At 65.1% G+C, this 19,861-nt stretch carries 20 protein-coding genes and 3 tRNA genes; 2 read left to right on the top strand and 21 right to left on the bottom strand.

Annotated features, from left to right (window positions below):
- Window positions 1–69: 69 nt before the first annotated feature.
- The 19 genes from odhB to aceA form a co-directional block, all read right to left on the bottom strand.
- Entirely contained in the window at window positions 70–1,305 is a 1,236-nt protein-coding gene (odhB, locus tag U743_RS06460; RefSeq protein ID WP_043766541.1) for a 2-oxoglutarate dehydrogenase complex dihydrolipoyllysine-residue succinyltransferase, read from the bottom strand.
- A gap of 46 nt (window positions 1,306–1,351) precedes the next feature.
- Window positions 1,352–4,210: a 2-oxoglutarate dehydrogenase E1 component gene (locus U743_RS06455; RefSeq protein WP_043766538.1), complete on the bottom strand. Its 2,859-nt coding sequence runs from the start codon at window positions 4,208–4,210 to the stop codon at window positions 1,352–1,354.
- A gap of 19 nt (window positions 4,211–4,229) precedes the next feature.
- Window positions 4,230–5,141 carry a UTP--glucose-1-phosphate uridylyltransferase GalU gene (gene galU, locus U743_RS06450; RefSeq protein ID WP_043766536.1) on the bottom strand — a complete coding sequence of 304 codons (912 nt, stop codon included), beginning with the start codon at window positions 5,139–5,141 and terminating at the stop codon, window positions 4,230–4,232.
- Window positions 5,142–5,213: 72 nt separating this feature from the next.
- On the bottom strand, window positions 5,214–6,248 hold the full coding sequence (locus U743_RS06445; RefSeq protein ID WP_043766533.1) for a tetratricopeptide repeat protein: 1,035 nt from the start codon (window positions 6,246–6,248) through the stop codon (window positions 5,214–5,216).
- Entirely contained in the window at window positions 6,245–6,688 is a 444-nt protein-coding gene (locus tag U743_RS06440) for a cytochrome c-type biogenesis protein (RefSeq protein WP_043766532.1), read from the bottom strand. Before U743_RS06440 ends, U743_RS06445 begins: the two co-directional genes overlap by 4 nt.
- On the bottom strand, window positions 6,688–7,215 hold the full coding sequence (locus U743_RS06435) for a DsbE family thiol:disulfide interchange protein (RefSeq protein ID WP_043766530.1): 528 nt from the start codon (window positions 7,213–7,215) through the stop codon (window positions 6,688–6,690). The genes U743_RS06440 and U743_RS06435 overlap by 1 nt, the downstream gene beginning before the upstream one ends.
- Entirely contained in the window at window positions 7,212–9,173 is a 1,962-nt protein-coding gene (locus U743_RS06430; RefSeq protein WP_043766528.1) for a heme lyase CcmF/NrfE family subunit, read from the bottom strand. Before U743_RS06430 ends, U743_RS06435 begins: the two co-directional genes overlap by 4 nt.
- A complete protein-coding gene (gene ccmE, locus U743_RS06425; protein WP_043771418.1) occupies window positions 9,173–9,643 on the bottom strand; it encodes a cytochrome c maturation protein CcmE in 471 nt (156 codons plus the stop codon). Before ccmE ends, U743_RS06430 begins: the two co-directional genes overlap by 1 nt.
- Window positions 9,630–9,791: a heme exporter protein CcmD gene (gene ccmD, locus U743_RS18690; protein ID WP_156966352.1), complete on the bottom strand. Its 162-nt coding sequence runs from the start codon at window positions 9,789–9,791 to the stop codon at window positions 9,630–9,632. Before ccmD ends, ccmE begins: the two co-directional genes overlap by 14 nt.
- The gene (gene ccmC / locus U743_RS06420) at window positions 9,784–10,530 is read right to left on the bottom strand and encodes a heme ABC transporter permease CcmC (RefSeq protein WP_043766527.1); all 747 of its coding nucleotides are present in this window, start codon (window positions 10,528–10,530) and stop codon (window positions 9,784–9,786) included. Before ccmC ends, ccmD begins: the two co-directional genes overlap by 8 nt.
- Window positions 10,527–11,195: a heme exporter protein CcmB gene (locus U743_RS06415; RefSeq protein WP_043766525.1), complete on the bottom strand. Its 669-nt coding sequence runs from the start codon at window positions 11,193–11,195 to the stop codon at window positions 10,527–10,529. The genes ccmC and U743_RS06415 overlap by 4 nt, the downstream gene beginning before the upstream one ends.
- Complete coding sequence (ccmA, locus tag U743_RS06410; protein WP_052367605.1) at window positions 11,192–11,818, bottom strand: heme ABC exporter ATP-binding protein CcmA; 627 nt, start codon at window positions 11,816–11,818, stop codon at window positions 11,192–11,194. Before ccmA ends, U743_RS06415 begins: the two co-directional genes overlap by 4 nt.
- A 16-nt stretch (window positions 11,819–11,834) precedes the next feature.
- Window positions 11,835–11,921, bottom strand: a tRNA-Leu gene (locus tag U743_RS06405).
- Window positions 11,922–11,964: 43 nt separating this feature from the next.
- A tRNA-Cys gene (locus U743_RS06400) sits at window positions 11,965–12,038 on the bottom strand.
- A gap of 51 nt (window positions 12,039–12,089) precedes the next feature.
- Window positions 12,090–12,165 (bottom strand) — tRNA-Gly (locus U743_RS06395).
- A gap of 37 nt (window positions 12,166–12,202) precedes the next feature.
- A complete protein-coding gene (pgsA, locus tag U743_RS06390) occupies window positions 12,203–12,778 on the bottom strand; it encodes a CDP-diacylglycerol--glycerol-3-phosphate 3-phosphatidyltransferase (protein WP_043771410.1) in 576 nt (191 codons plus the stop codon).
- A 69-nt stretch (window positions 12,779–12,847) separates the two neighbouring features.
- Window positions 12,848–14,656 carry an excinuclease ABC subunit UvrC gene (gene uvrC / locus U743_RS06385; RefSeq protein ID WP_043766523.1) on the bottom strand — a complete coding sequence of 603 codons (1,809 nt, stop codon included), beginning with the start codon at window positions 14,654–14,656 and terminating at the stop codon, window positions 12,848–12,850.
- A complete protein-coding gene (locus tag U743_RS06380; protein ID WP_043766521.1) occupies window positions 14,653–15,312 on the bottom strand; it encodes a response regulator in 660 nt (219 codons plus the stop codon). Before U743_RS06380 ends, uvrC begins: the two co-directional genes overlap by 4 nt.
- Before the next feature lie 118 nt (window positions 15,313–15,430).
- Window positions 15,431–16,744, bottom strand: coding sequence for an isocitrate lyase (gene aceA / locus U743_RS06375; RefSeq protein WP_043771407.1), 1,314 nt, complete (start codon window positions 16,742–16,744; stop codon window positions 15,431–15,433).
- Between the two features lie 503 nt (window positions 16,745–17,247).
- Here aceA and U743_RS06370 point away from each other — a divergent pair.
- Together U743_RS06370 and U743_RS06365 are read left to right on the top strand one after the other, a co-directional pair.
- Window positions 17,248–18,441: an alkane 1-monooxygenase gene (locus U743_RS06370; RefSeq protein WP_052367604.1), complete on the top strand. Its 1,194-nt coding sequence runs from the start codon at window positions 17,248–17,250 to the stop codon at window positions 18,439–18,441.
- Entirely contained in the window at window positions 18,438–18,620 is a 183-nt protein-coding gene (locus tag U743_RS06365) for a rubredoxin (RefSeq protein WP_043766520.1), read from the top strand. The genes U743_RS06370 and U743_RS06365 overlap by 4 nt, the downstream gene beginning before the upstream one ends.
- On the opposite strand, the gene U743_RS17980 is transcribed toward U743_RS06365, so the two are convergent.
- The gene (locus U743_RS17980; RefSeq protein WP_084191400.1) at window positions 18,617–19,375 is read right to left on the bottom strand and encodes a MerR family transcriptional regulator; all 759 of its coding nucleotides are present in this window, start codon (window positions 19,373–19,375) and stop codon (window positions 18,617–18,619) included. The two genes, U743_RS06365 and U743_RS17980, sit on opposite strands and share 4 nt — an antisense overlap.
- Window positions 19,372–19,854 (bottom strand): ribonuclease E activity regulator RraA, encoded by a 483-nt coding sequence (gene rraA, locus U743_RS06355; protein WP_043766519.1) that lies wholly within the window; start codon window positions 19,852–19,854, stop codon window positions 19,372–19,374. The genes U743_RS17980 and rraA overlap by 4 nt, the downstream gene beginning before the upstream one ends.
- Window positions 19,855–19,861 lie beyond the last annotated feature (7 nt).

The raw sequence follows: 19,861 nt of genomic DNA, 5'->3' as shown, positions 1-19,861 counted from the left end.
TAGTTGTGTGTAACGCGAGCCAAGCTGGCTCGCGGACGGGATATTAGCGCGCCATATGTGACAGGGTCTTTAGATGTCCAAGAGCAGCTTCGCAGGGTCTTCGAGGAAGTCCTTGATGGCACGCAGGAAGAGCACTGCGTCGCGGCCGTCGATGATGCGGTGGTCGTAGGTCAGCGCCAGCCACATCATGGGACGGATGGTGATCTCGCCATCGACAACCACCGGCCGCTCGTTGATGCCGTGCATGCCGAGAATCGCGCTCTGCGGAGGATTCAGAATCGGTGTGGACACCAGCGACCCGAAGACACCGCCATTGGTGATCGAGAATGTCCCCCCGGTCAGCTCATCCATGGTCAGCTTGTTGTCGCGCGCGCGCTGACCGAATTCGCCGATGCGCTTCTCGACTTCGCCGAAGCCGAGGGTGTCGGCATCACGCAGGATCGGGACCACCAGCCCGCGCGGTGCCGAGACGGCGATGCCGACGTCGTAGTAGGCGTGGTAGACAATATCGTTGCCGTCGATGGAGGCATTGACGACCGGGAAGCGCTTCAGCGCCTCACAAGCTGCCTTCACGAAGAAGCTCATATAGCCGAGCTTGACGCCGTGCTCCTTCTCGAAGGTTTCCTTGTAGCGCTTGCGTAAATCGCCCACGGCCTGCAGGTCGACCTCGTTGAAGGTCGTCAGCATGGCCGCCGTGCTCTGTGCCTCCACAAGCCGCTCGGCAATGCGGGTCCGGATGCGCGTCATCGGCACGCGCTGCTCTTCGCGTGCGCCGGCAGCAGCCTGCGGCGCAGCTTCGGTCTTCGCCGCCGGTGCCGGCTCGGGCGCGGCTGCTGGCTCGCCGCCGCCTTCGAGATGCGCCTCGACGTCGGCCTTGGTAAGCCGGCCGCCCTTGCCGCTGCCCTTGATATCGGCTGCGTTGAGGTTGTGCTCGGACAGCAGCTTGCGCACGGCAGGGCTCTGCGGTGCGTCCGCTTCGGCTGGTTCGGGCTCGGCGGCGGGCGCGGCTTCCTTGGCGGCTTCCTTCTTGCCGGCGGCCGGCGCGGGCTCGGGCGCGGCAGCGGCCCCACCCTCCTCGATCAGCGCCAGAACTGTGTCAGCGGTCACCGAGGCGCCTTCGGCATGCTTGATCTCGCCGAGGGTGCCGTCGGCCGGTGCCGGCACTTCCAGCATCACCTTGTCGGTTTCCAACTCGACGAGGGTCTCGTCCCGCTTCACAGCGTCCCCGGCTGCCTTGTGCCAAGTTGCCACGGTGGCTTCGGATACGGATTCGGGCAGCGCGGGAACCTTGACTTCGATACTCATGATCTAACCTGTGAACGTTGAATGATGTGCCGACCGGTTGCCCGGTTCAGTCGCCGTTGCGCTGCGAAGCGCCGCCGCGCAGACCAGCCTCGACCACAGCAGCCTGCTCGCGCTTGTGGACCTGTGGAAAGCCGGACGCGGTCGTGGCGGAGCCGGGACGGGTAGCGTAGAGCAGCTTGTGCGATTGACCCAGCGGCTGCTCGAGACGATGCTTGATCTGGTACCAGGCCCCCTGGTTCTCGGGTTCCTCCTGGCACCAGACGATCTCCTTGGCCGCGGGATAGCCGGCGATGGTTTCGGCGTAGGCGTCCGCGGGGAAGGGGTAGAGTTGCTCAAGGCGCACGATGGCGACATCCTTGATGCCGTCCTCGTCGCGCTTCTGAACCAGGTCGTAATAGACCTTGCCGCTGCAGAAGACGACGCGCTTGACCTTCTTGGCGTCGATGTCGCCGGTCTCGCCTATCAAGGGCAGGAAGCCGCGATCCGAGAGGTCTTCCAGACTCGATACCGAAAGCTTGTGCCGCAGCAGGCTCTTGGGGGTCATGACGATCAACGGCAGACGCAGCGAGCGCTTCATCTGGCGACGGATCATGTGGAAGAACTGGGACGGCGTCGACGGTACGCAGACCTGCATGTTCTCGTTAGCGCAGAGTTGGAGGTAGCGCTCCAGCCGCGCCGAGCTGTGCTCGGGTCCCTGCCCTTCGTAACCGTGCGGCAGGAACATCGCCAGACCACAGAGCCGTCCCCATTTGGCGTAGCCCGAGCTGATGAACTGGTCGATGAGTACCTGTGCGCCGTTGGCGAAGTCACCGAACTGCGCCTCCCAGATCACCATGCAGTCCGGGTCGGTCGTGCTGTAGCCGTACTCGAAGCCGAGAACGCCCACCTCTGACAGCAAAGTGTCACTGGCCAGGAAGGCGTTGCGTTCCTGGCTTAGATGCCGCAGCGGCGTGAAACGCTCGCCGGTACTGGCGTCGTAGAGAGAGGCATGGCGGTGGAAGAAGGTGCCACGCCGAGAGTCCTGGCCGGTCAAGCGCACCGAGAATCCCTCGGAGACAAGCGTGGCGTAGGCCATCGTCTCCGCGAAGCCCCAGTCGATCGGCATCTCGCCGGCAGCCATCTTGGCTCGATCCTCCCAGACACGCGACACGCGCGGATTCAGCTCGAAGCCCTCGGGCAGCTTTTCCAGGCGCGACCAGAGGTTCTGCAGGGTCTTGAGCGCGACGGGCGTCTCTGCCGAGGAATCCCAGCGGCCCTCGGCGTACTTCGACCAATTGATGGTGTACTTGTTGCCGACCATGCCGAGCGCGGTACGGGCCACGTTCTCGCCTTTGTCGAGCCCTTCACGGTAGGCCTTCTGGTAGCCATCGGCTTCGTCAGAGCTCAGCGTGCCCTCTTCCTGCAACCGCTGGCTATAGACGCGCATCGGCGTCGGGTGCTCCTTGATCGTGCGGTACATCTGCGGCGAGGTCACCGAGGGCTCGTCGGCCTCGTTGTGCCCGAGCCGGCGGTAGCAGCACAGATCGATGATGACGTCCTTGTGGAAGCGGTTGCGATAGTCCACTGCCAGCCGCGTGACGAAGACCACGGCCTCGGGGTCGTCCCCGTTGACGTGAAAGACCGGCGCGTCGAGCATCTTGGCGATATCGGTGGCGTAGCGCGAGGTGCGCGTCTCGGTGCCCGGCTCGGCCGAGATCGGGTTCGGCATCGTGAAGCCGATCTGGTTATTGATGAGGATGTGCACCGTGCCGCCGGTCGCATAGCCCTTGGCCTGCGACAGCTGCAGCGTCTCCATCACCACACCCTGGCCGGCGAAGGCGGCGTCGCCATGCATCAGTACCGGCACGATCTGCGTGCCCTTCTCGTCGTTGCGCCGCGTCTGTCGCGCGCGTACCGAGCCTTCGACGACGGGATTGACGATCTCCAGATGCGAGGGGTTGAAGGCCAGTACCAGATGCAGGCGGCGCCCGCCGATCTCGACATCGGTGGAAAAGCCCATGTGGTACTTCACGTCGCCGGCGCGCTGCAGGTCCTCCTCGCGGAACTTGCCTTCGAACTCGGCGAAGAGATCGGCCGGAGACTTGCCGAGAATGTTGACCAGCACATTGAGGCGTCCCCGGTGCGCCATGCCAATAACGAGTTCCTCGACGCCGGACTCGGTGCAGCCGCGCATTACTTCGTCCATCAGCGGAATCAGCGCATCGCCGCCTTCCAGCGAGAAGCGTTTCTGGCCGACGTACTTGTTGTGCAGATAACGCTCCAGGCCTTCGGCTGCAACCAGCTGCTGGAAGACCTCCTTCTTGCGATCGACGCTGATCTTGGGCGCGAAGGCGTCCCCTTCGAGACGCTGCTGGATCCAGCGCTTCTCGGCCGTCTCCGTGAGGTACATGTACTCGGCACCGATGGTCTCCGTATAGACCGAGCGCAACACGCGCAGGATGTCGCGCAGCGTCATGCGGTCATCGACGGCCAGCGTGCCGGTCGAGAACTCGGTATCCATATCGGCGTCGGAGAGGCCGTGGAAGCCCGGGTCCAGATCCGGAACCTGCATGCGCGGAGACAAGCCGAGCGGATCGAGGTTGGCAACCTGATGGCCGCGCACGCGGTGGTAGTTGATCAGGCGCAGCACCGCTTCCTGCTTCTCGGCCTGCTGCAGCTGCGCCTCGGCGCCAGCGGGGGCGCTCGCGCGACGCTCGCGCCCGAGCCGCTCAAAGCGCGCGACGATGGGGCTGTGCGGCACTTCGGTGACGATCTCTCCGCCCTGCACGCCGCGGAAGAAGGCGCGCCAATTGGCGTCAACCGACTCGGGATCCTCGAGGTATTGCTCGTAGTAGGACTCGAGCCACGCCGCATTCGCGCCGTGGATGGAGGTCGTCTGGCGGAGGTTCTCGTACTTGCTGGTCATGGCGTTAGCTTGGGTGGGGTCAGCCCGCAGCGTGGTCCTTCTTGCCTTCCTCGAAGTGCTCTTCGATGGACAGCTCATGCAGGTAATTGCGGAAGTCTTCGCCGACTTCCGGGTGCTTCAGGGCGTACTCGACATTCGCCTTCAGGTAGCCGAGCTTGGAGCCGCAGTCGTAGCGCTTGCCGTCGAATTCGTACGCGAGCACGGTCTGTTCCTGCATCATCTGACTGATGGCATCGGTCAGCTGGATCTCGCCGCCGGAGCCGGCCTGTGTGCGCTGCAGGATCTTGAAGATGCGTGGCGTCAGGATGTAGCGCCCGACGACTGCGAGATTCGATGGCGCTTCGTCCGGCTTCGGCTTCTCGACGATCTTCTTGATTTCGCCGAGGCCCGGTCCGACCGGCTTGACGTCAACCACGCCATAGCTGCCGATCTCATCGTGCGGGACCTGTTCGCAGGCAAGCACGCTGGTGCCATATTCCTGATACACGCGGTGCATCTGTGCCAGGCAAGGGCGTAGCTGGCCGTCGATGAGGTCGTCGGCGAGGATCACGTAGAAATCCTCGTCGCCCACCGCCGGCCAGGCGCAGAGCACAGCGTGGCCTAGGCCGAGGGCTTCCGCCTGACGGATGAAAATGCAGGTGATGCCGGGCGGAAGGATCTCCTGAACGACCTCCAGAAGCTTGGTCTTGCCACGCTCTTGCAGCTCGTTCTCCAGCTCATAGGCCTTGTCGAAGTGGTCCATGATGGAGTTCTTCGAGCGGCCGGTGATGAAGACAAGCTCTTCGGCGCCGGCACTGACGGCTTCGGCCACGGCGTACTGGATCAGCGGCTTATCCACGACCGGCAACATTTCCTTGGCGCTGGCCTTGGTAGCCGGCAGGAATCGCGTGCCGAGGCCGGCGACGGGGAAAACGGCTTTGCGGATGCGCATGACTCGAACCTTGATGTCTTCTTCGATGTTGTTGCCGAGTGTAACGCGCCCGATTGCCGGGGGCTGAAAGACCTAGTCCGGCGCCCTTCCGCCTAGCCGTAGTTCGAGCGCACGATCGCTTCCCGGATCGATATTCTGCTGCGCCTGCGGACCGTCGCGTCCACTCAATGCGTCGCCACTTGCCGACCAGCGCGCAGCCACCACGAGGGCCTCGTAGCTGAACAAGGATGGCCCGCCGGACAGGCGATCGCTGTCGCGCAGCTGCACGGTCACCGGCCACTGCGGCGCATTCAGACGCCGGGCCGCCAGCGGCATAGGCGGGCCGTCAGGCCGTCGCAGGAACACGAAAAGCGTCCCACCCTCGGGTGGCGCACCGTCCTCGGGCGGGTGGACTGTCACGCGCAGACTGGGCGCGTCCTCGTCGGTGTCGCTCGCGCTCTCGTCCCGGCTCGCGGCGATGGATTCAATGCGCTGCGCCAGCCGTTCGCGCGCGCCGCCTTCCAGCAGACCGGAGTCCAGCACGATACGCAGATGCGGCAGGGCCTCGACCTCATTTCCTTCTCCGAGAGCTAGTGCTCCAGCATAGAAATTCGCCGCCGGATGGCGAGGCGCGACAGTCAGCGCCTGTTCGATACGACGTTCGGCGATGCGGTGCGAATCCACGCTGCGCTGCGAGTCGTTGAGTCGCGCCTCCGCCTCCGCCACCAGGAAGCCGGGGTCGTCGTCCTTCGAGCGACGGTTGGCCTCAGCGTACGCCGCGATGGCGTCCTGGCGGTCGCCGGCTGCCGACAGCGCGCGGCCAAGGCGAAAATGGAGTTCCGCCTGCGCAGATTCGCCCTGACTGCGAATGCGTTCGCGCAGGTCGCCGGCGAAACTGCGCATGGCGGCGTGCGGGTTCGACTCGTAGAGCGCGACGCGCTTGGCGGTATCGCGGTTGTCGCTTGCCAGATAGGCCAGTCCGCCAAAGCCCGCGGCAATCAACGCAATCGCGGCGGATACGCCTGCCACCCGTGCCGGCGCTGCCCGGCGACGCAACAGGATGGGGATCAGCCCGAGGGCGACAGCGCCGGCGATGATCAGCACCGGCAAGAGCAGCGTAGTCGTCATCGCTCGAGGTGCTCCGGCTCGTCGTCGGGAAGATCGTCGGCGCGCGCGCGCCGCATGCGCAGAGCCAGCCAGATCGCGCCCACGCCGAGCAGAATCAGTGGGCTGATCCAGAGCACCGCGGTGACCGCATTGAAAGGCGGCTTGTAGAGAACGAAATCGCCGTAACGATCACGCATGTAGTTCTTGATCTCTTCGTCGCTGCGTCCCTCGCTGATCTGCCGGCGCACGCGCTCCTTGAGATCCTGCGCCAGCGGCGCGTTCGACTCGGCAATGCTCTGGTTCTGACAGACCAGACAGCGCAATTCGTTGGCGAGGCGGTGAAAGCGCTGCTCCTGCTCGGCCGTCAGCGGGATTCTCTCATGCTCCTGCGCCTGCAGCGGCGCGCCGAAGCTGCCGATCACGACGAATACCACCAGCAGCCACTGCAGCCCGCGACGCATCAGGAAGTCTCCTGTTGGTCGCGTATCGCCTGCAGGACCTCGCGCTCGAACTCGGCGTCGATCTCGCCGACGTGCTTGCGCAGCACTCGCCCGTCTGCGCCGATGACATAGGTCTCCGGCACGCCGTAAACCCCCCAGTCGATGGCGTGACCACCGGCCTCGTCGCGCAGCACGATGCTGAAAGGATCACCGTGCTGCTGCAGCCAGCGCTCGGCGGCCCGGGGGCGATCCTTGTAGTTGACCCCGATGATGGATACGCCTTCGCGCGACAGCGCCATCAGTCGCGGGTGTTCCACCAGGCAGGGCTGGCACCAGCTGGCCCAGAAGTTGACCAGATGCAGCTGCTCGCGCGCGCTGGCGAGTGCTTCCGCGCCGCCGACCGGCGGTTCCGGAAGCGCCGGCGGCTGCTTGCCGATCAGCGGCGACGGCAGACTGTGGTCGCGATCCTGCATGCCGGCGAAGAGCAAAGCGACAAGGCCGACAAGCGTGACCAGCGGGATGCCGTAGAGCAGCACGCGGCGCATCATGCGGTCTCCGATGCCACGGCGCCATCGGCCGGACGTGCCTCGCGCCGACGGTAGCGCGGGTCGGTGGCGGCAATGAAGCCGCCGAGCATCATGAGCGCCGCGCCGATCCAGACCATGCGCATCATCGGCTTGTACTGCACGCGCAGCGACCAGTTGCCGCTGCCGAGCGGCTCACCCAGCGAGACATAGATGTCTCGCATCGGCGTATAGGTCACCGCCGACTGCGTCATGACGTCGCCGCGTACCGGATAGTGGCGCTTCTCGGGCTGCAGCTCGCGGATCACGTGATCGCCGCGGCGCACGAGCACACTGGCGCGATCTGCCCGCCAGTTGGGGCCATCCACAACACGCGTGCCCTGGAACTGGAAATCGTAGCCTGCAACTTCGGCGGAATCTCCTGGGCCCAGCCGCACGTCGCGCTCTACATCGAAGCTGGAGACTACCGTCACGCCCAGCACGAAGATGCCGAGACCGATGTGCGCCAGGCTCATGCCCCATAGCGAACTCGGAATGCTGCCGATACCACGACCGCCGCGCGCGCGCAGCCAGAGGTCGCGCAGTGAGGCAACGATCGCCCAGAAGCCCAGAATGATGCCTGCCAGCGCCATGCCGCTGGCGGCGTGATAGACGCCCAGCCAGAGCGCGACTCCGGCGACGACGGCGATCGCCGCGGGCAGTGCCATTGCGCGTAGAGCCTCACCGGCGCGCGCGCGCTTCCAGCCGATCACACCAGCGAAGCCGACCAGCAGAACCAGCGGCAAGCCGAGCGGCGCGAACAGTGCCTCGAAGAAAGGCGGGCCAACCGAGATGCTGCCCAGACCGAGGCTATCGATCAGCAGCGGATAGAGCGTGCCGATGAAAACGACACCGGCCAGAACCGTCAGGAAGACATTGTTCAGCAACATCAGACCTTCGCGCGACACAGCCACCACTTGTGCTTCGGCTTGCAGCTGGCTGGCCCGCCAGGCATAGAGTCCGAGCGCGCCGCCGACGACAATGGCCAGGAAGGCCAGGATGAAGAGGCCGCGTTCCGGATCGCTGGCGAAGGAATGCACCGACACCAGCACGCCCGAGCGCACCAGGAAGGTTCCGAGCAGCGACAGAGCGAAGGCGATGATGGCCAGCAGCACGGTCCAGGATTTGAGCACGCCGCGCTTGTCCGTGACGGCCAGCGAATGGATCAGCGCGGTACCGATCAGCCAGGGCATGAAGGAGGCGTTCTCCACCGGATCCCAGAACCACCAGCCGCCCCAGCCAAGCTCGTGGTAGGCCCACCAGGAGCCCAGCGCGATGCCGGCGGTGAGGAAGGCCCAGGCCGAGGTTGTCCAGGGCCGTGTCCAGCGCGCCCACTGGCTGTCGAGCCGTCCTTCTATGAGTGCTGCCACTGCGAAAGCGAAGGCCACCGCGAATCCGACGTAGCCCATGTAGAGCAGCGGCGGATGGATGATCATGCCGGGGTCCTGCAACAGTGGATTCAGATCCCTGCCCTCGCTCGGTACCGGGAACTGCAGATCGAAGGGGTTCGAGGTCCACAGCGTGAAGCTGAGAAAGCCCAGCGACACGAAACCCAGCACGCCCATGACGACGCCGGCGGTCACCGGCGGCAGGCTGCTGCTGCGCAGGCTCACCATCCAGCTCCAGCCGGCGAGCATCAACATCCAGAGCAGCAGGCTGCCTTCGTGGCCGCCCCAGACCGCGGTGAGCTTGTAAATCACCGGCAGATTCGCGTGGCTGTTACCGGCAACAAAGGCCACGGCAAAGTCATCGCGCACGAAGAGCGCCGACATCACTACATAGGCCACGATCAGCAGCAGCAGCTGTGCGCTGATCATGCCGCGCACCAGCGGCAGATCGCGTTCGGGCTGGCCGCTGGTGGCGACTCGTGCAGCAAAGAGCATCTGCAGCACGCAGATGCAGACCGCTGCCGCCAGCGCGATTTCTCCGGTTGCTGCCAGCATCAGGAGGCGTTCGCCGCGCGTACGGGCTTGAAGGGATCGCAGCTGTGGCCGGTTCCGTCATCCAGCGCTTCGGCCAGTGCCGGAGGCATGTAATTCTCGTCGTGCTTGGCAAGAACCTGCGATGCGATGAAGCGCTGCTGATCGTCCAGATAGCCCGTCGTCACGATGCCTTGCCCCTCTCGGAAAAGGTCGGGGAGGATGCCCGAGTACTCGACCTGAACCTCGTTGTTGCAGTCCGCGATCCGGAACGCCACCTTCAGCGAATCCGAGTCACGCTCGACGCTGTCCCTGGCGACCAGACCGCCCAGCCGGAAGCTGCTGCTGCTGGGCACTTCGCCGGCAGCGATATCGCTGGGCGTGTGGAAATACATAAGGTTCTCGCGAAAAGCCATAGAGCCCAGCGCCACCGCCACCGCCACCGCGATCAGCAGCACGCCAACCCATGCCAGCCGCTGTCTACGCGCCGTCATCTTCATCCAAGATCTCCATGACTTCCTGCCGGGCGCGGCTCAGCTGCAGCCGCGCGGCGAGCACATTCCACGCAACCACGCTTGCCGTCAAGGCAAAGCTCGACCACACGTAGGCCGCATGCCCCCCCATTGCCAGCCATTCAGACACCGGCGCCCTCCACTTGTTCACGCGTCCAGCGCTGTCGCGCATTGCGACGCAGGTTCTCTGCACGCATGCGGCGCAGCACATTGCCAGCGCTGAAGAAGCTCAAGCCCAGGGCCATTGCCAACAGTGGCCAGAGCATGCTCGCATCCAGAGCCGGCCTGCCCATACGCATGATGCTCGCCGTCTGGTGCAGGCTGTTCCACCACTCCACGGAGTAGTGAACGATGGGCACATTCACCCAGCCGACGATGGCGAGCAGCGCCGCCGCGCGTGCACCACGCCGGGCATCGGGCATGGCGTTGTTGAGCGCGATGACACCCAGATAAAGGAAGAGCAGTACCAGCTCCGAGGTCAGCCGCGCGTCCCAGACCCAATATGCGCCCCAGGTCGGCTTGCCCCAGATCATGCCGGTGGCAAGCGCGAGCGCGGTAAAGCTCGCGCCAACAGGTGCCAGGCAGACCAGAGCGCTCTCGGCGAGCTTCATGCGCCAGACCACCACGACCACACTAGCGACGGCCATCGCGGTGTACAGCGCCAGCGACAGCCATGCGGCCGGCACGTGAACATAGATGATGCGGTAGACCTCGCCCTGCTGGTAATCGGGCGGCGCCAGCCACAGGCCACCCAGGAGCCCATAAGCCACAAGCGCCAGCGCGATCAGCTCCAGCCAGGGCGCCCAGGTGCGCGCTCGCTGGTCGAAATACGGCGGCGAGCCCAGCTTGTGGAACCAGCTCCAGTTCATGGTCCTTGCAGTTTGGCGGCAGCGCTGCAGGCGAATGGAAGCCCGCAGAGGCAGAGCAATGAAATGCTCGCGACGAAGTATAAGGCGCCGGCGCTGTCCAGGCCGGCATCTGCGGTGCGCGCAACGCCACTGCCGAAGATGATGACGGGCAGGCACAGCGGCAGAACGCAGAGCGGAAGCAGGATGCCTGCGCGTGGAAGGCTCGCGGTGAGTGCCGCACCGAGCCCGGCGATGGCCGACAGTGCCGGCGAGCCGAGCAGCAGCGCCAGCCAGCAACTCAGCATCGCGCGCGCCGACATATCCAGCGCGGCCATGCCGAGCGGCGCTGCCAACAGCAATGGAACGGCAACCAGCAGCCACTGCGCCGCGAGCTTGGCGAGCATGAGCAGCGGCAGCGGCGCCGGGCTGCGCATCATCTGCTGCAGGAAGCCGCTGCGCGCGTCGTCCCGGAAGGCACGCTCGCTGCCGATGATGAGCGCCAGCAACAGCGCTACCCAGATCAGCGCCGGTGCGGCCGCACTCAGCCAGGGCGCGCCCGGCTCGGTGCCGAGCACGAAGGCGGTAATCACCACCGCGAAGAAGACCAGTGGCTGCATCCACGCCGCCCCGCGTTGCCGCGTGAGCAGCCACTCTCGCTGCAGGATTGCCAGTGCTGCGCCGGTCATGCCGAGAGCTCGTATTCGCGAGCCGTTACGCCCGGCAGTGGCTGGTGCGTGGTCATCAGTACCGCACCGCCGCTGGCCGTGAAGCGGCTGATCTCCTCGGCGAGCAGCGGCACGGCCTGACGGTCGAGCGCAGCCAGCGGCTCATCGAGCAGCCAGAGTTGCACGCCCGGCTTCAGGCGCAGCGTGGCCAGCGCCAGGCGCTGTTGCTGCCCGGCGCTGAGCACGCCTACCGCGCGACGCGCTGCGCGACGGATGCGCCAGTAGTCCAGCGCCTCGTCGATGCGCCCGGCCTCGCCCTCCTGCAGCTGGCACCACAGCGCGAGATTGCGACGACCGTCCAGCTCCAGAGCGAAGCCGTGACGATGACCGATCCAGAGACTGTCCGCAGTGTCCGGCGCCTGCACGCTGCCGCTCTCGGCGAGATGCAGACCGGCGATGGTTTCCAGCAGCGTTGTCTTGCCGCAACCGTTGGGGCCGGCCAGGTGAACGACCTCGCCGGGCGACAGGCTCAGTGCGAGATCGCGCTGCAGCACACGTAGGCCGCGGCCAATCGTCAGGGCTTCAAGACGCAGCAGCTCCGTGGTCGCGGGGACCGGTTCGGGCGAGATTGACGGGGCGTTCACTATGGCGCGGAGACGTTGGTGCCCGAGGCCGGAGTCGAACCGGCACGGCCTTGCGGCCACAGGATTTTAAGTCCCGTGCGTCTACCAATTTCGCCACTCGGGCGGGCGATGGCCCAGTATGGCGTCTTGCGCATGTAGCGGGAAACTGGAGGCTCGGGCCGGAATTGAACCGACGTACGCGGATTTGCAGTCCGCTGCATCACCACTCTGCCACCGAGCCGATTCGCAGGGCCAAAAGCAAAAACCCCGGCTGCGCCGGGGTTTGCCGATCTGGAGCGGGAAACCGGGCTCGAACCGGCGACCTCAACCTTGGCAAGGTTGCGCTCTACCAACTGAGCTATTCCCGCGCAACGGAGGCGTATTCTAGAGGCCTGCCGCGTGAAGTCAAGAGTGATCGGCATCGCTGTCGCCCTGCATCTGCGGCCAGGCAGCCCGGAGGTAGGCGAACATCGACTGCAGCGTCAGCACCGCCGACACGATCAATAACGCGTATCCCACTTGATAGACCGGCAATTCGCCGAGGGGCTGCTCCCACAGCATCAAGGCAATTGCCGTCATCTGGAAGCCGGTCTTGAGCTTGCCGAGCCAGCTCACCGCAACACTCTTGCGCGCGCCCAGCTCCGCCATCCACTCGCGAAGGGCGGATATTGCGATCTCGCGGCCGATGATCACCGTCGCCAACAGCGCAAGCACGATACCGGGGCGATCGTAGAGCAGCAGAATCAGCGCCGCGACCACCAAGAGCTTGTCGGCCACCGGATCCAGGAAGGCGCCGAAACGGCTCTCCTGCTGCCAGCGACGCGCCAGCCAACCGTCCAGCCAATCGGTAACGCTGGCGAGCACGAAGAGAATCATCGCCGCCTGGCGCGCGTAGGGCACCGGCAGGTAGAAGAGCAGCATGACCACCGGAATCGCACCGACCCGGCCGATGGTGAGCAGCAGTGGCAGCGTCAATTGCAAGGAGATGCGCCCGCGAGTCACAGGGAGCGCAAGTTTATGCGCTGTGGGCGTATCGCGCCGACAACATGCTCAACGTAGCTGCGTGTGAATCCGCTCGGCCATTCGGCGGCTGATGCCGGGCACCGCGGTTAGCGCATCGATGCTGGCGGCTCGCACCTGCGTGATGCCCCCGAAGTGCTGTAGCAGCGCGCGCCGCCGCGTCGGCCCCAAGCCGTCGATGCCCTCCAGCTGGGACTGCGTGCGCGCCTTGCCGCGGCGCGCACGATGCCCACCGATGGCGAAGCGATGCGCCTCGTCGCGCACCTGTTGCAGCAGGTGAAGCGCCGGCGAATCTGCTGGCAGACGCAGCTCCTGACGGCTGTCTGGCCGAATGAAGACCTCCAGACCCGGCTTGCGCGTCACCCCCTTGGCAATGCCGTAGAGCGGCATTTCCTCCAGCCCGAGCTCGGCGAGCACCCCGGCCACGATCTGTACCTGCCCGCGGCCGCCGTCGATGAGCAAGAGATCCGGCAGCACGGCCCCCTCGCTCTTGCCGGTCCGGAAGCGGCGGCGCACCGCCTGTGCCAGCGCCGCGTAGTCGTCGCCCGGCGTGATGTCGCTGATGTTGTAACGGCGATAGGCGCTGCGCGCAGCGCCCTCCTCGTTGAAGACGACACAGGACGCCACGGTGCCCTCGCCGCCCGTGTGCGAAATGTCGAAGCATTCGATGCGCTGTGGCGCCGCCGGCAGCTCCAGGTGCTCGGCGATGGCCATCAAGCGCTCCTGCATGCTTGCGGCTTCGGTCAGATGGCTCGACAAGGCCTGGTTGGCGGTATTGGCAGCCATCTCCAGCAGCTTCTTCTTGAAACCGCGCTGTGGCATGCGTACGTGCACCTCGCGACCGGCACGCGCGCTCAGCGCCTGGGTGAGCCCGGTGTCGGCGGTCAGCGGATGACTGATCAGGATCTCGGCCGGCGGCGGATGCTCGGCGTAATGCTGTGACAGGAAGGCCTCCATCAGTTCCTCCGGCTCGGTATCCCCCGGGTGCTGCGGATAGAAGCTGCGATGCCCCAGGTTGAGCCCGTCGCGCACCGACATCACGACAACCGTGCTGCTACCCGCGTGCGGGGCGAGCGCGACGACATCGGTATTGCGCGTGCCACCCGAGACACCGCGGTGCTGCTGGATGCGCTTGAGGGCCGCAATCTGGTCGCGCAATCGCGCCGCGCGCTCGAAGGCCAGTTCCTCGGCGGCGCGCTCCATCTCCTTCTCCAGCTCACGCATCAGCGCGTCGGCACGACCGTTGAGCAGCTGCATGGCGCGCTGCACATCGCGGGCATAGTCCGCCTCGCTGATGCGGCCGACGCAGGGCGCCGAGCAACGCTTGATCTGATGCTGAAGGCAGGGCCGCGTGCGATTGTTGAAATAGCTGTCGCGGCAGGGTCGGAGCTGGAAGAGACGCTGTAGCGAGTCCAGCGTCTCCTTCACCGAGGCCGCCGAGGGAAAAGGCCCGATGAAGTGGTCCTGCCGGTTCTTTCGCCCCCGATAGAAGCTGATGCGCGGATAGCGATCGGCGCTGATGCGCACATAGGGGTAGCTCTTGTCGTCGCGGTAGAGGATGTTGTAACGCGGCCGCTGCTCCTTGATGAGCGTGGCCTCGAGCAGCAGCGCCTCGTCCTCGCTGTGCGTGACGGTAACCTCGATGCGCGCGATCTGGTCGACCATGGCCTCGATGCGGGGATTGCCCGAGGCGCGCAGGAAGTAGCTCCCTACCCGCTTGCGCAGATTGCGCGCCTTGCCCACGTAAAGCAGCGCCTCCTTGGCGTCGTACATGCGGTAGACGCCGGGAGAAGTCGTGAGCTGAGCGAGATAGGAGCGGCTATCGAAGTCCGCGCTCATGACGCGTTGTTCTGCCCCTTGGCGTCATCCAGCATGTCGTAGCGCATGGCCAGTCGCGTCAGCTCGACATCGTTGTGCACCCCGAGCTTCTCGAACAGGCGATAGCGGTAGGTGCTCACGGTCTTCGGGCTCAGGCAGAGCCGGTCGGAGATGGCCTGCGTGCCCAGACCCTGGGTCAGCATGTACATGACCTGCAGCTCGCGTTGCGATAGCGCATCGAAGGGTGAAGCGTTGCTGCCACGCGACAGATGCGCAGCCAGATTGCCGGCCACCGCCGAGGCGACGTAATGACCGCCCGCGTGCACGCGCCGGATGGCCGTCACGACTTCGTCGGCCGCAGAGTCCTTGCCGATGTAGCCCACCGCGCCGGCGGCAAGCAGCCGCGACGGATAGGGTTCGTCGATATGCATGGAGACGCCGATGATCTTGACGTCGGCAAAGCGCTGATGGATACGGCGCGTGGCCTCCAGCCCTCCCAGACCGGGCATATTGACGTCGAGCAGCATGATGTCCGGCTCCTGCACGCGTACGAGCTCGATGGCTTCCTCGCCCGACGCGGCCTCGGCCAGCACTTCCATGTCCGGCTGTTCGGAAACGACCCGGCGCAGCCCCGCCCTTACGAGACGATGATCGTCGACGAGAATGATGGTGATCATGATTGGCTCTCCTTTGCCTGTCTCATGGTATCCCGCACAAGGCTTTTACGCCCCAAAACAAGAAAGGCCCGGTCGATGACCGGGCCTTTCAGGATCAGCCTTCAGAGGCAGACAGTCCTTACTGGAACTGCTCTTCCTCGGTCGAGCCGGTCAGCGCGGTCACCGAGGAGGCGCCGCCCTGGATGACGGTGGTGACGTCGTCGAAGTAGCCGGCGCCGACCTCCTGCTGGTGCGACACGAAGGTGTAGCCCTTCTCGCGCGCCTCGAACTCCGGCTGCTGGACCATCTCGGTGTAGTGCTTCATGCCCTCGCCCTGCGCGTACTTGTGCGCGAATTCGAAGGTGTTGTACCAGTTGATGTGGATACCGGCCAGCGTGATGAACTGGTACTTGTATCCGTAGCTGGAGAGTTCTTCCTGGAACTTGGCGATGGTCTTGTCGTCCAGGTTCTTCTTCCAGTTGAAGGAAGGCGAGCAGTTGTAGGCCAGCAGCTGCCCCGGGTTCTCCTTGCGAACGGCGTCGGCGAACTCCTTGGCGAAGCCGAGGTCCGGCGTGCCGGTCTCGCACCACACCATATCGGCGAAGGGCGCGTAAGCAACGCCGCGCGAGATAGCCTGCTCAAGGCCGTTCTTGACGCGGTAGAAGCCCTCGGCGGTGCGATCACCGGTGAGGAAGGGCGCGTCGTTGGCGTCGTGATCGGAAGTGATCAGGTTCGCCGCCTCGGCGTCGGTGCGGGCGAAGACCAGCGTCGGAACGTTCAGAACGTCCGCGGCCAGCCGTGCGGCGACCAGCTTCTCGATGGCTTCCTTGGTCGGCACGAGCACCTTGCCGCCCATGTGGCCGCACTTCTTGACGGCCGCCAGCTGATCCTCGTAGTGCGCACCAGCGGCACCATTGCGGATCATGTTCTTCATCAGCTCGAAGCCGTTCAGCACGCCACCGAAACCGGCCTCGGCGTCCGCGACGATGGGCAGGAAGTAGTCGATGGCATCCTTCTCGCTCATCTCGCCGTCGCAGAGCTTCTTCCACTGGATCTCGTCGGCGCGCTGGAAGGTGTTGTTGATGCGACGGACCATCGCCGGCACCGAGTCGTAGGCGTAGAGCGACTGGTCGGGGTACATGGTCTCGGAAGTGTTGCCGTCGGCAGCGACCTGCCAGCCCGACAGGTAGACGGCTTCGAGACCGGCCTTGGCCTGCTGCATGGCCTGCCCCGCGGAGATGGCGCCGAAGCTGTTGACGTAACCCTTCTTGGCACCGCCGTTGACGAGATTCCAGAGCTTCTCGGCGCCCTGACGGGCGAGGGTGTACTCGGGCTGCACCGAGCCGCGCAGACGTACGACGTCAGTGGCGCTGTAGGGGCGCTTCACACCCTTCCACCGGGGATTGGTCGCCCAATCGTTCTCGAGTTGCTTGATCTGCTCTTCGCGGGACATGCTCATAGGGTTTAGTCGTCCTTCAGTTGAGGTAGGCGTGGACGGTAGCGAGCGGCAATCCTGCGAACTCGCAGAGAAGGCACCTGCGTGCCCTACAGGGCTTGCCCCCGATCCGCCTCTTCTCGAAGGGGCCCCCACCGCGACCAGCGCCGCCGAGGCTCCTTCAAAAAGGGGCGCGAATATACCCGACGTCCCCAATTGCTGCAATCGCACTGCAGCAATTTCGGCGCAGAAGGCAGGGATTCCGGCTTGCAAGCCCCCGTGCAGGCATGCCGGGCCCGATCGTCCACCGCAAGGCGCGCCCACCTGAATGCCGGCAGCTGCAGCGGGCGAAAGCGCCGGGAGGGCCTGAAAAGCGCTGGTATTGCAGCTTGGTGGGCCTTCGGCCCGCAGCGAAGCACCGGCCGTTCCTGCGCAAGCTACCGTTCGGCTATGGGTCTATTGACAGTAGCCGTGTAGAGGCGCAATAGTGTTGCGTACTACTACTACGTAAAGGAGAGGAGATGCTTCTTAGCAAGACTTTTTCGGATGCTGCTAGCGGCGTGCACTATCGCGACCGCAAGCGGGCGCTCTGGCTCCTCAGTTCGGCGTATCCCCTGGCTCCGGCACTGCTGATCGTGCTCGGCATCGTTGGCAACTGGCCGTGGCTGTTCTGGGCAACTCCGGTGCTCTTCTACGTCGGCATCTTTCTGCTCGATCATCTCTTCGGTGAGGATCTCAGCAATCCGCCCGAGGACGTCGTCGAGGCCATGCACGAGGACCCCTACTACCGCTGGGTCGTTTTCGTGGCGGTGCCGGGGCACTTCGTGACGCTGCTACTCGGTGCCTGGGCATTCACCAGTGGCGCCTTCCCGATCTGGTCACTCGTGGGCCTGGTATGGACGGTGGGCATCATCAGCGGTCTGGCCATCAACACCGGCCATGAGCTTGGCCACAAGAAAACCAAGCTTGAGCGCTGGATGGCCAAGATCGTGCTTGCCATGCCTGGCTACGGCCACTTCTTTATCGAGCACAACAAGGGGCATCACCGTGATGTCGCCACGCCGGAGGATCCCGCCAGTTCGCGGTTGGGTGAGAATTTCTATCGCTTCGCCTTCACGCGCGAGATTCCGCTGACCATGCGCCGCGCCTGGAACATCGAGCGCGAGCGACTTAGTCGCATTGGCAAGCCCACGCTGAGCCTGGAGAACGAAATAGTTCAGGCCGGCCTGATGACCGTGGTGCTCTACATCGGCGTTACCGTGTTCTTCGGCTGGCTGGCCCTCCCCTTCCTGTTCATGCAGGCATTCCTGGGCTATATGCTGCTGAGCCAGGCCAACTACATTGAGCACTACGGGCTCTGCCGCCAGCGCGGCAAGGACGGGCGCTACGAACGCCCTCGGCCCGAGCATTCCTGGAATACCAACCATCTGGTGTCGAATCTGGTGCTCTTCCAGCTGCAGCGGCACTCGGACCATCACGCGAATCCGACCCGTCGCTATCAGGCTCTGCGCAACTTCGAGGGACTCCCGCAGTTGCCCAGCGGCTATCCGGGCATGTTCATGGCCGCGCTGGTCCCGCCGCTGTGGCGGCGCATCATGGACGAGCGGGTCGCCGAGCTGTACGGACACGATATGCGGCTGGCCAATGTGCTCCCGGAGCGGCGTGACGAGATCTTCGCCCGCCTGCACCGCCCGGCAGAGGAAGTGGCGCAATGAGCGCAGAGCGCTATCGCTGCCCCGGCTGCGGCTTCATCTACGACGAAGCTGCCGGCTGCCCGGAGGAAGGTTTTCCTCCGGGAACATCCTGGGATCAGGTTCCGGAAAACTGGGCCTGTCCGGACTGCGCGGTGCGAGAGAAGCCGGACTTCGAGCGGCTGGGTAGCGACGCCGCCTAATCGTCGTCGGCCGGCGTGTCGCCGGCTGCATTGGCCGATTCCACGAAGCTGCGCACGCGCCGACCGTGGAGCAGCGCGAACATCCGGTTGATATTCGGGATTACGACCTCCAGCAAGGCATCGGTCTCGGCGTCGGAAAGATCGCCGAGCCGCTCGCTGAAGATATCCAGCTCCGCGCCGAAGACTTTATCCACCGCTTGCGCCACCATCGCCATATCGCGCGGGCCCAGCCCGCGCTCGCGACTGAGGCCGGCATCGCGAACTTCCGCCCACAGGGCTAGCAGCTCCTCTTCTTCTCCGCTGAGATCATCAGCACCTTCGCGGATCAGCCCCGCTTCCTCGGCCTGACGAAGCGCCTCGCGATCCAGACCAAGTGCCTCGGCGAGCTCCGCGCGCCCACGGCTGGAGCGGGCCACCCCACCTTCGCGATGCACGCGCTGCCGCATGCGGCGCAGCATGCGCTGCTGCCGTTGACTGAAGGGATGTGAGGCAACGTCATGCAGGACTGCGCGAATTGCCGCCAGCGGCAGCAGTTCTTCCTCGCGAAGTCGCCGAATGGTGCGCAGCAGGCGGAGGTGTTCCTCCGAGTACCAGGCCATGGTGCGCGACGGGCGCTCCGGTTCGGGCAACAGCCCTTTGCGGATGTAGAAGCGGATGGCCTCGCGACCGACGCCGGAGAGGCGCTCCAGCTCGGCCATCCGGTAGCGTGCGGGCGCGGGCCGATCTACCGCCGCCTGCCCGGCATCACGACTCATGCTTCCGGCAGCGCCTCCGGCGATACGAGGATGCCGTCGGCATCGCAATAGACGTAGTCGCCGGGACGAATCGTGGCACCGGCGAAGTGCACCGCCTTGTTCTCGATGCCGGCACCGCGCTTCTCGGACTTGCGCGGGTGTGTGTCCAGCGCCTTGACGCCGATGGCCATACCCTCGATGACCGCCGAATCGCGGATGCAGCCGTACACAACGACGCCGGCCCAGCCGTTCTTCACGCCCAATTCGGCGAGCTGGTCGCCCAGTAGCGCGCAGCGCATGCTGCCGCCGCCGTCGACCACCAGCACCTTGCCCTCGCCCGGTTGCTCCAGCGCGGCGCGCACCAGCGAGTTGTCCTCGTGAATCTTGAGGGTATGCGCCGGCCCGTGGAAATCGATGTTGCCGCCGAAGTCCCCGAACATGGGCTCCAGAACGGCGGCTTCGGGATGGGCGTCGGATAGATCAGTCGTGGCGTAGGACATTGCGGGG

The sequence above is a fragment of the Algiphilus aromaticivorans DG1253 genome, assembly GCF_000733765.1.
Taxonomy (GTDB): Bacteria; Pseudomonadota; Gammaproteobacteria; order Nevskiales; family Nevskiaceae; genus Algiphilus; species Algiphilus aromaticivorans.
Note: the sequence above shows the minus strand (reverse complement) of the source record. Positions and strands in the feature narration are given on the sequence as shown.